Genomic DNA, 14899 nt, shown 5'->3' with positions numbered 1-14899 from the left:
TATAAAGACCATGAAAAAAAATGTACTGATCTTATTTTTTATTTTATTCAGTTATTCAATCTTTGCGATTGAGGTAAAGAATGTCGAACCTGCTTTTTGGTGGGCCGGGATGAAAAACACTGAGCTCCAAGTTCTATTATATGGTGACAATATTGCAAAATCGGAAGTAAGCATTACATCTAAAACTACAAAAATAAAAGAAGTAGTAAAACTAGAAAGTTCTAATTACATCCTTCTATATCTGGATCTCTCCAATGCTACACCGGAAAAATTCGATATAATACTACAGCAAGGAAAACAAAAGAAAGCAATCCCTTACGAAATAAAAGAACGTAAACAAGATTCCTCTCAAAGAGTAGGATTCAATGCCAGTGATGTTCTGTATCTGATTATGCCCGACCGGTTTGCTAACGGCGACCCTTCAAATGATATTATTCCCGACATGCGTGAATCGAAAGTAGACAGAAATGGTCAGTATGCACGTCATGGTGGCGACTTTAAAGGAGTAAGCGATCATTTGGATTATATCCACGATCTTGGAGTAACGGCAATATGGTTCAATCCTGTACTGGAAAATGACATGAAGGAAGGTTCTTATCATGGTTATGCTTCCACTGACTACTATAAAGTTGACCGGCGCTTTGGAACAAATCAAGAATTCGTTGACTTGGTAGACAAGGTTCATGCAAAAGGGATGAAAGTCGTTATGGATATGATTTTCAACCACTGTGGCAGTGAGCACTATTTCTTTACAGACCGGCCTTCCAGAGATTGGTTCAATTTTCCGGACAAATATGTACAGACATCCTATAAGACGATGTCTCAGTTCGACCCGCACGCTTCTGATTTCGATAAAAATTTATCAGCAGACGGTTGGTTTGTAGAAACAATGCCCGATTTGAATCAACGAAATCCTCATGTAGCAAAATATCTTATCCAAAACAGTATTTGGTGGATCGAGTATAGCGGAATCGATGGAATCAGACAAGATACACACCCATATGCCGATTATGATATGATGGCGCAATGGTGTAAAGAAGTAACAGAAGAATATCCTGACTTTAACATAGTAGGTGAAACATGGTTGAACAGCAATGTCGGAGTAGCTTTCTGGCAAAAAGACAGTAAACTTGCTTTTCCAAGAAACTCCTATCTGCGTTCGGTTATGGATTTTCCCCTGACTGACATTATGAATAGCGCTTTCGATCAGGAAACAACAGACTGGGGACAAGGATTCTCCCGTATCCATGAATATCTGGCACAAGACATTGTATATGCCAACACAATGGAGTTGTTAATATTCCTAGATAACCACGATACATCCCGGTTCTACAAAAAAGAAGAAGACACATCGAATCTAAACCGTTACAAACAGGCTTTAGCATTCCTTCTAACCACACGTGGAATTCCTCAAATATACTACGGTACAGAAATCATTATGGCAGCAGATAAAAGTGAAGGAGACGGTTATCTTCGCCGCGACTTTCCCGGTGGATGGGCCGGAGATAAAGTCAATGCTTTCGAAGCCGTAAACAGGACAGAAAAACAAAATGAAGTACTTGACTATACCCGCAAATTATTGAATTGGAGAAAAGGGAATGAGGTAATAGCAAAAGGAACTTTGAAACAATTCGTCCCATATGATGGAATATATGTGTACGAAAGAAAATATAACGACAAGTCTGTAGTTGTAATCTTATCCGGTTCAGATAGCGGGAAAACTATCAGCATGGAAAGATATAAAGAGATTTTGCCAAAGAGTCAGGCAAAAGATCTAATCAGCGGAAACACTGTAAGTTTGAGCGAAACTTTAACTATTAGTCCGAGAAATGTATTGATATTAGAATTTTGATTACTTTTATAAAAGTATAATCAAATTCTATGGTCATGAAGAAAGGTCCTCTTACAATCAAAGACATAGCTAAGGATTTAAATATTTCGCCATCTACAGTATCGCGTGCCCTGAAAGATAATCCGGACATTAGTCTGGAGACTAGAAAAATGGTGCAGGAGTATGCGAAACAGCATAAGTATAAACCAAATACGCTCGCTCTTAACCTAAGGACACAGCATAATAACATTATCGGGGTAATTGTTCCTGAGCTGGCCAATCACTTTTTTTCGGGTGTACTTTCGGGAATGGAAACTATAGCCGAAGACAGGGATTATCATATAATTGTCTGCCAATCACAGGAAGATTATAAAAAAGAGCTTCGGAATGTTCAAACTCTAATCAAAGCAAGAGTATGTGGAGTACTGATTTCGCAATCAAAGACTACAACCAAGTATGACCATTTTCAGGAATTACTGGACAATGATATTCCTGTCCTGTTTTTCGATAGAATTTGTACAGGTATTGATAGTGACAAAGTAGTAGTCGACGATTATTCCGGAACACTCACCGCCGTGGAGTATATGATTAAAACAGGTTGTAAGCGTATAGCCTTCTTTTCCGCACCTCTGCATCTTGAAATATCAAAAAACCGGAAGAACGGATACCTGGATGCTTTACGCAAATACCATATACCGGTAGAGGAAAACTTGATACAGATAGCGGACACTAAGAAGCTCGGATATGAAAGAGCTATGGAAATATTGCGGGAACCTAACCATCCGGATGCATTTATGGCAATGAATGACTATACCGCGTCGGGAATACTGCTTGCGGCGAAAAAGCTGGGGCTGAAAGTGCCGGAAGAAATATCGATTTTCGGATTTTCAAACTCTAATATATCTCAGGATACCGACCCTATGCTGACAACTATGGATCAACACCCTCAGGAAATGGGGATGGAAGCTATGAAATTAATTTTAGAGAAAATAGAGAATCCTGAAAACACTTCGAGGAAAAATAAAATAATAAAAACATCGCTGATAGCAAGGCAAACAACAAGGAAGCTGCCTGGCGACAAAATGCAATAAGAGTAAACAAATACCATAACCATGAAACAAAAACCGACACTCTCTTTTTGGCAAATCTGGAACCTCAGTTTCGGATTTTTGGGTGTGCAAATAGCATATTCGCTACAGAGTGCGAATATTAGTCGCATTTTTGCTACCCTCGGAGCCGATCCTCATAATTTAAGTTATTTCTGGATACTGCCTCCACTAATGGGAATTATTGTGCAGCCTATTGTCGGGACATTGAGTGATCGTACATGGACTCGTTTTGGGCGTCGTATCCCATACTTATTTATCGGGGCTTTGGCATCTATCATTGTCATGTGTTTGTTACCTAATGCCGGTAGCTTTAATTTCGCTGTTGGTGGAGCAATGTTATTCGGACTTATTTCCCTTATGTTTCTCGACACATCCATTAATATGGCTATGCAACCTTTCAAAATGCTGGTTGGAGACATGGTAAATGAAAAACAAAAAGGATTTGCCTATTCGGTTCAAAGTTTTCTATGTAATGCCGGAAGTTTGGTAGGATACCTCTTCCCTTTCATATTCACATGGATAGGAATATCAAATATAGCAGCAGCAGGCGTTGTCCCCGATTCTGTTATTTATTCGTTTTATGTAGGAGCAGCGATACTCATTTTATGTGTTATATATACAGTTGTCAAAGTAAAGGAGATGCCTCCGCGCGAGTATGCTGAATTTCACGGTATACAGGAACAACCTGAAAAAAAAGAAAAATCTGATTTTATTACTCTACTAAAAAATGCCCCTAAAGTATTTTGGACAGTAGGTTTAGTTCAATTTTTCTGTTGGGCTGCATTTATGTATATGTGGACATATACCAACGGCGGTATAGCCGAAACTGTATGGAATACTACCGATGCTAAATCGGCAGCATATCAGGAAGCGGGGAACTGGGTAGGAGTGATATTTGCCGTACAGGCAATAGGCTCTGTATTATGGTCGATGGTTATTCCATTATTTAAATCCCACAAGACTGCATATGTAGTCAGCCTTCTACTGGGAGCAACAGGATTTATATCTACAATATTTGTCACAAACCAGTATGTGCTGTTCGGATCTTATCTGCTGATAGGATGTGCATGGGCTGCTATGCTGGCTCTTCCGTTCACCATTCTGACAAATGCCTTATCCGGCAAAAATATGGGGGCATACCTGGGATTATTTAACGGAACCATATGTCTGCCTCAGATCTTTGCGGCTGCTCTAGGTGGTGTAATATTAAAATATGTTGCAGGCACGTCCATTATGATGCTTGTTATAGCAGGAGTTTTATTGATTTTAGGAGCTATTTCGGTCATTTTTGTAAAAGAAACGTTAGGAGAGAAAGAGCTCAAACCCGAATCGGTAAAATAAGAACATTCCAAACTATAAAATACAGGAGGCTTGCTAAAATTATTAGTAAGCCTCCTGCCGTTATATATTAACTATTAAGATTATAATCCGTTATATACGTCCACCATATAACCGTAGTAATCGCGGATCTCGCCATAATGGCGATTCTGATGACGCTTGCGGGCATCTTCCACCGTTTCTTTCAATATATGGTCGACATCCTTTATTTCCTTGCCAGGATCAAGGTATTCCACAAATTTATCCGCTTTATCCATAGCTTCGCCTACATACTCATAGAAACGTTCAAAATGACTTTCGCCATTCTGCCCCTTTGCTAAAGAAGCCTTAATTGCCGGAGTCATCACTTTATCCTTCTCCAGCGATTTGCGTATCGCCGCTATATCAGCCTTTATCGCCTCTGCGTCAGGTTCGTCCTCGCGGCACTTTGACATCAGTTGGGACACCGCGCTCAGGTTGTTTTTCATTGGTATCACTACCGGAGCCAAAGGATGTGTCTTAAGTATTACTAACTCGGCCCTGTCTCCGGCGCTTGATGCCAAATTCATGGTTTTATTGAACAGGTTGTTTATCTTTTTATAGGAAGCTAGATACGCATCACGTAACGCCACATAACCGGAATATTGACTATCATCCTCAAGATATTTCTTCTCTGTAAAATAAGCCTGTACATTCTGGCAACACGCTTTTGCTGTTTCAAACTCCTTGTTTATATTATCGATGCCTTCTATTATAGCTGCCTTTTCAGGAAATACCGGAGCAAGGTTCGCTTTAGCTTTCATCTTATCAGCCAGATCGGCGCGTAATACCCTTATATTTGCGCATGAAGCGCCATGCGCCGAACCTTTAGGATTTGCGGCTACGGAAGCCATCGTATTTTCAAAGCGTTCCAGGCAATCCCGGACATCCCTTACTTCACTCAACTGGTCGTTGTATATATCAACTACAGCATTGGTCATTTCGATAATCTTCCCGGCAGTAGCCTTAGTCATTGCCGCCGCTCCCGGCTTAGTTGTAGCCGTAGATTTTTTCTGGGCGGAGGTGTTTATAGCAGTCAGAGATAATACTCCTGCTAAAATGAACAGATAATATTTTTCCATATTTTATTATTTTTTAATTCAAACACCCTATAAATTTAATATATTTCTCCTATATTGAACAACACTATAATTTATTTTCTTATCAATTACCCAACATATATCTTTTGGGGATTCTATGGATAAATTACCCAAAAACTAGTCTATATTAGGTCATTGTCACTATCTTTATACCAACTTTTCTTTTTGAACTTATATATAAAATTATAATCTATGAGAAATAAACTATTATTATTTACAGCTATTACTATAGCTTTAGCAAATTACTCTTGTAAACCGAAAGTACAGGAAGAAAATGCACCGCAAGAAAAATGTACGGTCAAACATCCCGATTGGACTCGCAATGCTGTTATATACGAAGTAAATGTAAGGCAATACACCAAAGAGGGTACTTTTGCAGCCTTCGGGCAACATCTGCCACGGCTGAAAGAACTGGGTGTGGATGTGCTTTGGTTTATGCCTGTGCATCCCATTTCTGAGAAAAATCGTAAAGGTACGCTTGGCAGTTACTATGCTGTGAAAGATTATACGGAAATCAATCCTGAATTTGGCACAAAAGAAGACTTTAAACAATTAGTAGATAAAGCTCACGATATGGGTTTCAAAGTCATTTTAGACTGGGTGGCTAACCATACGGGAGGTGATAATGTGTGGCTTGCGCAACATCCTGACTGGTATGTACAAGATGAAGCCGGAAATCCTAAAAGCCCTTATGACTGGACTGACACATACGAACTGAATTACGACAATAAAGATATGCGGGCTGCTATGACCGACGCATTGAAGTATTGGATAAAGAACTTTAATATAGATGGTTATCGTTGCGACATGGCTCATGAAGTACCAACCGACTTTTGGAATGATGTCCGAAAAAGCCTTGACAGCGTAAAACCGGTTTTCATGCTGGCTGAATCAGAAAATTATGATTTACTGGAACATGCTTTCGATGCTAATTATTCATGGGAACTTATGCATATGATGGCAGATATTTACAAAAAAGAAAAGACAGCCGACGATATTGCTACATACATTCAAAAGCTGGATACGATAAAATGCCCTGACGGATATAAAATGAATTTCCTAACCAACCATGACGAAAATTCCTGGAATGGAACTGAATTTGAACGATATGGAAAAGACATTGAAGCGTTTGCCGTACTCACTTATACGCTGAATGGCATGCCTATGATCTACACAGGACAGGAAGTTGGTATGAAGAAACGTTTGTCTTTCTTCGAAAAAGACATGGTACCTTCATGGACAGAGAATGCGACTACAAAATTCTATAAGAAGCTGAATGAGTTAAAACATACAAATATGGCTCTTATTGCGGGACAGGGAGGTGAATTTAGAAGATATCAGACATCAGCAAACAAAGAATTGCTAATCTTCTCAAGAACACAAGGAGGGCGAGAAATAATGGTATTGCTTAACCTATCTGATAAAAATATCACTTATGCGAGCAACGATGCTTTGAATAAAGGCGGTTATATTGATTATTTCACAGGAGCAAAAGTTGAGAATATCCCTACATCGCTGAAAGCATGGGAATATAAAGTTTTAGTAAAATAATAAGAATCGGACATAAAACAAGAAAGGTCTCCAACAACAGGAGGCCTTTTGTTTTCTGTTTAAAAAGCTTCAGTTGATTCCATTCTATAATAATCTTTGGTGCACAATTCCCAATACACTTTACTTTTTAATATCTTTGCATCAAAATAGATTACAAAAGATGCCTGCATATAGAGACACATCCGAAAGAGCTAAAATTCCTGCACAACGTTTTGCCGATCTTATTTTAGATATGGGTACATATCTTTTAGCATCCGGAGCGCACTGTGGGCGGCTCAATAGCAATCTTGGACGGTTAGCTACAGCATGGGAATTCGAAATGAATATGAATCCTACGTTCAAGGGGCTTTTAGTTACAGTAAAGGACTTAAATGACCCATCTAATATAATTACGTGCTATAAAAGTTCGCCTGCCCATAATGTACATTTGGCCGTATTGACAGATGTTTCGCACTTGTCGTGGAAAGTACAGGAAGAAAAACTTTCCATTACAGAGGTAGAACGGGAGTTTGCTAAGATAAAGGCCAAACCTCATTATAATGATATTATAATCGCCATCGCTGTTGGATTATCCTGTGCCGGATTATGTTTATTTTCTTTAGGAGACTGGATCAATGCATTGATTACTCTTTCTGCTGCATTTATAGGATACATCGTAAAAGTCCTTTTCTCAAATCGAAAATACAACCCCATGATCTGCATCTCCATAGCAGCGTTCATAACGACTCTTATTACAGGACTTGGAAAACTATATGGAATTGGGGCTCATCCTGAGGCAGCTATGGCGACAGCAGTCCTGTATCTTATTCCGGGCGTGCCTCTTATCAACTGTGTAATCGATCTTATCGAAGGCTATTTAGCCTCTGCTATCAACAGGGCTTTATTCGGAGGATTTATCCTCTTATGTATTGCCGCAGGAATGACTTTATGCATCACCCTGATGGGTATCAGCAATTTTTAAAACATGGAAGAACTTACTTTATTAAATATAGCGCGTGATTTCGGGATTGCTTTCGCAGTAGGTTTCTGCTGGGCTATCTTGTTTGGTTCGTCGAAACGCCTCCTCTGGGTTGCCGGATTGCTTGGTGGAATGGGGCACTGCGTCCGTTTTATTTTGATCCAACTCGACTTCGGGCTGATAACTGCTACTCTTGCCGGATCGGTATTAATCGGGTTAGTAGGAATATATGCCGCACATAAAGTAGACAGTCCGCCTGTTGTATTCACAATGCCCGCGTGCATTACTATGATACCGGGTATGTTTGCCTACAAAACTATGCTTGCCGGAATAAAGATAACAGATCTGCCGACAGTAGAAGAAAATCCCCGTATACTGATAGAAATGTCACATAACCTGATGCTTACCATGTCATTGCTTTTTACATTGGCCATTGGAATCTGCATTGGCGCGCTATTATTCAGAAAATCAAGCGTAAAGAACATCTCACTAAAAGATGTAATAGGAAAAGGCTAAGACAGTGAACAGTCATCAGAAAACAGTAGTAAGTAGTGAGTGCTTAGAACTTAGAACTTTTTAACTCCTGCTTTTTTTAACTAAAATGTAACAAACTCTACAGTCAACAACTTGTACCTCGTATCTCGTCTACTCGTAACTTTTTAACTAAAAAGTAACAAACCTCTACAGTAAACAGTAGTTAGTAGTCAGTAAACAGTCGACCTTTTCGTCATTGCGAACGGAGTGAAGCAATCCAGAGTATTGATTATTAATGGATTGCTTCGGGTAAACCCTCGCAATGACGTGCAACAGTTAGCAGTCAACAACTTGTACCTCGTATCTCGTCTACTCGTAACTTTTTAACTAAAATGTAACAAAACTCTACACTCAATTAGCTGTTAGCTGTTAGCCGTTAGCTTATAGCCTTTACCGCTTCGCGCCATTGTTGACTGTTGACTGATAACTGTTGACTGTTATTGTCGCTTCGCGCCATTTTCAAATTTTCAAATTCGCTAATTTTCAAATTATCTATTATAGATAAAATTAACGCCGGACAATGTTTCACTTCTCGTTTCCCATTTGTAACTCATAACTCGGATTCTGTCGCTTCTTCTGTGCTAACCGTACGATCCACTTCGAAACTAAAAAGGCCACTATCTGTGTGAAAATGATAAATACCCCTGACGGGACATCTAAAATAGCAGATAGAAATAATCCTACAATACAGCCGAAGAAGCCAATCACGATAGACAGAAGAATCATCTTCACGAAATTGGATGTAAACAGGTTTGCTGTCATTTGAGGGACTGTAAGTATCGACATTAATAAAACAATACCCACAAGACGAATGGACAGAACAATCGTGATGGCAATTCCCATCATCATTGTATATTTAATCAGGTTGACGGGAAGATTGCGGGTCTTTGCAAAATCAGGATCAAAAGCCGCAAAAAGTATTTGCCGTCCGAATAATGTAAAAACAAAAACCAAGACCAAAGATAAAATAGCCAGATATACAATATCGAGAATCGTTATAGTCAGGATATTGCCAAAAAGATAGTCGGATAAATTAGGGGCAAAGCCCGGCTTAAGATATATAAATATTATACCCACAGCCATTCCCAACGACCAGAAAGAACCGATTGCCGAATCCTCACGCACACCTTGCCTTGAGGACAGCCATTCGATACCAAAGGCTGACAGGATAGAAAAAATCATCGCAGACAGGATTGGATTCCAACCAAAATAGAATCCCATGCCAATACCTCCTAACGAAGCATGAGTAATTCCACCGCTGATAAAAACCAATCTGCGAACTACTACATAAGACCCGATAATTCCACATGCTATACAAGCAAACAAGCTACCGAGCAATGCATTCTGGAAAAAAGTATATGACAAGAGATCGAAAAATTCCATTAATTCTCTTCTTTTTTATTTACAACCAAATTTACCGACTTAAGCCCATGAAAACGGGCATATGCCTTATTCGTCAATCCATTCGGATCATTAGTAAGATCCCGGATAAAATATTTTTTCTCATTAATTACAGGCATTGCCTTTGTAAAAACAACAGAGTCTATACCTTTGTTCTTCTGCTCCTCGATATATAACTCCCGTTCCGCGAATACAGCATTTACCCCGTATAAATCGCGGGTCGCTTTATAATAGCCATTCAGAAACAGCAAGAGAAATATAACCATTACACCTGTATTCAGATATCTGAAATATGCCTGAGAGAAGTCAATATTGGCATATATAATTCCAATTGGTATAAGAAACAAAACGATAATACCAAAAAGTGAGCGTTCCGGAAATATTAATGATCCAATCATAGCTCCCAAAGCTATAAATCCGGTAGTAATAAAAAGAATCGAACTTCGCACATTTATCTTTATGGATTCAGCGTTCCTCGGATACCTGTTATAAACGCATAACAGCAACACATATATACCCAACAGTGGCATAATATAATGGAAGAAGTATCTGAGAATGTTCTTTATTCCTATCCACAAAGCTTTCAAAAAAGTAATATCGTGCCATCCGTAAGTAGTTTTAACTTCTTCGAGACGAGCATAATTCCCGGGAGCCAAAAGTAAAAACGCCGCCCCGGTCAATGTACCTGCCAGACCGGCAATAGCCCACTTAGGTATTGCCATCTTCTGTGAATGCGATTTAAACAATAGCAGCACTATAAAAAAGATCAGGGCTATTGCCATATTTTCGTTTGTCCATCCGGCGACAACACCGCAAAGAAAGAATAAAACGACCTTGAACAGATTACCTGATGATTTACCTGAGCGATAATATTTATAATAAGGATACATAAACAAAAAAACAATCGCTCCTCCCCACAGATAGTTTACGCTCCCGGTTTTCCAGATAACTGTCTCGAAAAAAGCAGGTTGTGAAAACCAAATCAGCAAGCTAAAAAGAATAAAGACAAAAGGATTTACTTTATTATCCCTGTTCGTTATTTTATATAATACATAAATGAAAACAACAAAAGCGAACGAATTAAGAACGCAAATAACCGGGAAATCCATCATCAGCAAAAGTTGATCTATCGCATGGACAATACTCCGGCCTCCCCACACGAAATAATGATTATACTGCGAATCGAAGATATCAAATAACGAACCTACCCTGATATACTTGTCGTTATATACAAAACTGTAAAACCAATCGTCGGCAAATAATGGATAAAGCTTATTCAGAATAAAAACCAGAATAAAAACGCTACAAACACTTGTAACAAAAAGTATTTGCGTTTTCTTACCTGATGTTTTAGTCCGAATCATACCAAATTAGCTCCTAAAAATTTACGGATCAACGCAGCGTCCTCACCTCGCCTTTCAACATACGACATTAACTGATCTTCGAGAATATTCCCTATGTTGAAATATTTTGACGCCGGATGCGAAATCAGAATGCCACTCACCGACGCGTTCGGTATCATCACTCCGTTTTCCGTGAGTTCAACACCTATTTCAGCCGATTGCAACAAATCATGGTTTAACAAGAAATTTATAGACTGATCAGGGATAGACGGATAACCCACAGCCGGGCGGATACCCTGATATTTCAACGCGAACATTTCATTCACTGTGATATCTTCACCGGCAGCAAAACCCCAATAGTTTTTCCTGATTTTAGCATGAAGCCATTCGGTTGTGGCTTCTGCTAATCGATCAAGTACTGACTTCAGCAACAATACCTTATATTCGTCGCCTCGTCTTTCATATTCACTCATCAGTTCATTAGCGCCTATTCCGGCCGTTACGGTAAAACCTCCGACATAGTCTTTTTTTCCTGATGATTTTGGAGCAACAAAATCACATAGAGACAGATATTCTCCCTTGCCATTTTTCTTTTGCTGACGAAGCATCGGGAAGCGGATACCGTTTATGTACAAACATTCATCTTCACTATAAGCTTCAAAAATACCGAATACGGCATTAATGTACTCAGCCTTATTCTGTATCAACTGGTTAATCAACAGCTTAGCATCTTTATAGAGACGCATACCTTCGGATGCTTTTTCCCGTTCCTCTTCCGGGAAAGAACTAAGCCACGTAGCCCGGCATGACGGACAGTCGTCGATATTTTGTATTGAGGCATAGCGCGCGGACAAGTTCCATGAATGGAAAAAGAATTTCCAATCTATGTAAGGAACAATTTGCCCTACCGGAATAGCTTTTAATATCTGCCGATTCGCGACTTTCGGCTCAGGAGACTTATAATTTGCCCAATCTATTTTCATTCCTTTATCCAACACCTCAGACAAAGGCAACAGATCTGCTTTTTTATCTCCTGCCGTTTCGCGTAAAGAATTATATTCCTGCTTTACTTCGTTTATATAATCTTCTTTCGTTTTCGGATTAATCAACTTACTCACTGCTGAAGGAGCCTGAGAAGCATCTTTTACATACACTACCGATCCATTGTTATATTTCGGGTCTATCTTTATCGCAGTATGCAGCTTGGATGTCGTAGCGCCGCCGATCATCAATGGAATAGAGAAACCTGCTTTTTCCATCTCATAGGCAACGATACTCATCTCTTCCAGCGATGGAGTGATCAATCCGCTTAGACAAAGTATATCGGGTTGTTCTTCTTTTACTTTTTGGATAATAACTTCCGGAGGAGTCATCACTCCTAAATCGATCACTTCGTAATTATTACATGCCAGAATAATGGCTACAATATTTTTACCAATATCGTGTACATCGCCTTTAACAGTAGCTATCAGAAGTTTTCCCGCTTTGTTGCTTCCCGCGGCAGATGCTTTCTGAGCCTCTAGTGTAGGTTGAAGAATAGCCACGGCACGCTTCATTGTACGGGCAGTTTTCACAACCTGAGGTAAGAACATTTTACCGGCGCCAAACAGGTCTCCTACTTTGTTCATTCCCTCCATCAAAGGTTTATCTATAATATCCACGGCTTTAGGATATACCTTCAAAGCCTCTTCCAAATCCTCTTCCAGATAGTCGCTGATACCTTTCATCAAGGCATATTGAATACGCTCATCGAGAGGAAACGACCGCCACTCTTCTACTTTTTGTTCTGTATGGCCTAGCTTCTCATTCTTGACCTTCTCGGCATACTCGATTAGTTCATCAGTAGCTTCCGCCCTGCGGTTAAAGATTACATCTTCAACTAGATTCCTTAGCTCGAGAGGAATATCGTCATACACAACCGATTGTCCGGGATTAACAATTCCCATATCCATACCACGCTGAATAGCATAGTATAAGAATACGGCATGCATAGCTTCGCGGACATAATCATTTCCCCGGAACGAGAAAGAAAGATTACTAACCCCGCCACTGATTTTCGCATGAGGGAGGTTTTCTTTTATCCATGTTATCGTATCAAGATAATCGACAGCATAATTGCGATGCTCTTCTATGCCTGTGGCTATTGCCAGAATATTAGGGTCGAAGATTATATCCATTGGGTTAAATCCGTCATTTACCAACAGATTGTATGCCCGTTGACAAATTTCTTTTCTGCGAGGAAAAGTATCGGCCTGCCCCGTTTCATCAAAAGCCATGACAATAACCGCTGCCCCATATTGCCGGACAAGCCGTGCCTGATGCAGAAATTCTTCTTCTCCGTTTTTCAGGGAGATGGAATTTAAAACAGGTTTTCCCTGCACACATTTCAATCCGGCTTCGAGCACTTCCCATTTCGACGAGTCGATCATCACAGGAATACGCGACACATCGGGATCGGAAGCCATCAGGTTGAGGAAAGTGGTCATTTCCTTTACTCCATCGAGTAAGCCTTCATCCATATTCACATCGAGTATCTGTGCTCCGTCTTCTACTTGTTTATGTGCAATGGTAAGAGCTTCTTCATACTTTCCCTCTTTGATCAGGCGGAGAAACTTACGGGAACCTGAAACATTGAGCCGTTCCCCAACATTTATAAAGTTGATCTCAGGTTTTGCTTCCAGCAGCTCTAATCCCGACAACCACATATATTTAGGTTTATCCGCCGGTTTGTGAGGCGTTGCTCCTTTTACAAGATCCACGTATTTAGCTATGTGATCGGGAGTAGTACCACAGCAACCTCCAAGAATATTTACCAAACCTTCATTCACATAGTCTTTAATCTGCCCCGCCATTATTTCAGGCGTTTCGTCATACTCTCCAAATTGGTTGGGTAGTCCGGCGTTCGGATGTGCCGAAATAAAGCCCGGAGCCATCTTTGCCATTTCTCTCAGGAAAGGCTTCATATCCGATGCTCCAAAGGAGCAGTTAAGACCAATGGAAAGAAAATCGATATGACTGACAGATGCCAAGAATCCCCCGATCGTCTGCCCCGACAATGTACGTCCACCCTTGTCCGATAATGTCACCGATATCATTATTGGTAAATCGACCTTTCTTTCTTTGCGCACTTCTTCGGCTGCAAACAGAGCCGCTTTGGCATTGAGGGTATCGAATATAGTCTCTATCAGCAGCAAGTCCACACCTCCGTCTACCAGTCCTTCTATTTGCTCCTTATAGGCAAAACGAAGATCATCGAAAGTCACAGCACGAAAGATAGGGTTTTCCACCTTCGGGCTCATCGATGCCGTTTTATTAGTCGGCCCTATCGATCCGGCTACAAAACGGGGCTTGTCGGGATTTCGCTTTGTATATTCTGAGGCTATTTCCTTCGCTATTCGGGCTCCCTCTTTATTTATTTCTTTAGCCAGATACGACATATCGTAGTCTGCGAGCGATATGGAAGTACCATTGAATGTATTGGTTTTTGTAATATCAGCACCTGCATCGAGGTATCTGCGATGAATATCCGCGATTACATCGGGGCGCGTATAATTCAGCAACTCGTTATTCCCTTTTTGCAATACAACAACATCACGGAAACGTTCGCCCCGGAAATCGTCTTCGGTCAGTTTATATTGTTGTATAAGACTGCCCATTGCCCCATCGAGTATCAGGATTCTCTCTTTAAGTATATCTTGTATCTTTCGCATATCCAT

The 14899-nt window shown here is 40.1% G+C and carries 10 protein-coding genes; 6 read left to right on the top strand and 4 right to left on the bottom strand.

Annotated elements, in window-relative coordinates; all coding sequences use genetic code 11:
• Positions 1-10 precede the first annotated feature (10 nt).
• From ACYPZI_RS05870 to ACYPZI_RS05860, 3 genes are read left to right on the top strand one after another with little or no spacing between them, the layout of a single operon-like run.
• Positions 11-1852: a glycoside hydrolase family 13 protein gene (locus tag ACYPZI_RS05870; protein WP_459599571.1), complete on the top strand. Its 1842-nt coding sequence runs from the start codon at positions 11-13 to the stop codon at positions 1850-1852.
• Positions 1853-1887: 35 nt separating this feature from the next.
• Positions 1888-2922 carry a LacI family DNA-binding transcriptional regulator gene (locus ACYPZI_RS05865; RefSeq protein ID WP_459599569.1) on the top strand — a complete coding sequence of 345 codons (1035 nt, stop codon included), beginning with the start codon at positions 1888-1890 and terminating at the stop codon, positions 2920-2922.
• 21 nt (positions 2923-2943) lie between these two features.
• The gene (locus tag ACYPZI_RS05860) at positions 2944-4281 is read left to right on the top strand and encodes an MFS transporter (RefSeq protein WP_459599567.1); all 1338 of its coding nucleotides are present in this window, start codon (positions 2944-2946) and stop codon (positions 4279-4281) included.
• Between the two features lie 80 nt (positions 4282-4361).
• Here the strand turns inward: ACYPZI_RS05860 and ACYPZI_RS05855 are convergent, their stop codons facing one another.
• Positions 4362-5378, bottom strand: coding sequence for a hypothetical protein (locus tag ACYPZI_RS05855; protein WP_459599565.1), 1017 nt, complete (start codon positions 5376-5378; stop codon positions 4362-4364).
• Positions 5379-5588: 210 nt separating this feature from the next.
• Between ACYPZI_RS05855 and ACYPZI_RS05850 the strand changes: the two genes are divergently transcribed.
• The 3 genes from ACYPZI_RS05850 (at position 5589) to ACYPZI_RS05840 (ending at position 8421) form a co-directional block, all read left to right on the top strand.
• Entirely contained in the window at positions 5589-6947 is a 1359-nt protein-coding gene (locus tag ACYPZI_RS05850) for an alpha-amylase family glycosyl hydrolase (protein ID WP_459599564.1), read from the top strand.
• Positions 6948-7107: 160 nt separating this feature from the next.
• The gene (locus tag ACYPZI_RS05845; protein ID WP_459599562.1) at positions 7108-7908 is read left to right on the top strand and encodes a threonine/serine exporter family protein; all 801 of its coding nucleotides are present in this window, start codon (positions 7108-7110) and stop codon (positions 7906-7908) included.
• A 3-nt stretch (positions 7909-7911) separates the two neighbouring features.
• Positions 7912-8421 (top strand): threonine/serine exporter family protein, encoded by a 510-nt coding sequence (locus ACYPZI_RS05840; RefSeq protein ID WP_459599560.1) that lies wholly within the window; start codon positions 7912-7914, stop codon positions 8419-8421.
• A gap of 543 nt (positions 8422-8964) precedes the next feature.
• Here the strand turns inward: ACYPZI_RS05840 and ACYPZI_RS05835 are convergent.
• The 3 genes from ACYPZI_RS05835 to metH are packed head-to-tail and all read right to left on the bottom strand — an operon-like array spanning position 8965 to position 14899.
• Positions 8965-9822 carry a metal ABC transporter permease gene (locus ACYPZI_RS05835; RefSeq protein WP_459599558.1) on the bottom strand — a complete coding sequence of 286 codons (858 nt, stop codon included), beginning with the start codon at positions 9820-9822 and terminating at the stop codon, positions 8965-8967.
• On the bottom strand, positions 9822-11204 hold the full coding sequence (locus ACYPZI_RS05830) for a DUF3329 domain-containing protein (RefSeq protein WP_459599556.1): 1383 nt from the start codon (positions 11202-11204) through the stop codon (positions 9822-9824). The genes ACYPZI_RS05835 and ACYPZI_RS05830 overlap by 1 nt, the downstream gene beginning before the upstream one ends.
• Positions 11201-14899 carry a methionine synthase gene (gene metH, locus ACYPZI_RS05825; protein WP_459599554.1) on the bottom strand — a complete coding sequence of 1233 codons (3699 nt, stop codon included), beginning with the start codon at positions 14897-14899 and terminating at the stop codon, positions 11201-11203. The genes ACYPZI_RS05830 and metH overlap by 4 nt, the downstream gene beginning before the upstream one ends.

The organism is Dysgonomonas reticulitermitis (assembly GCF_054601275.1).
Note: the sequence above shows the minus strand (reverse complement) of the source record. Positions and strands in the feature narration are given on the sequence as shown.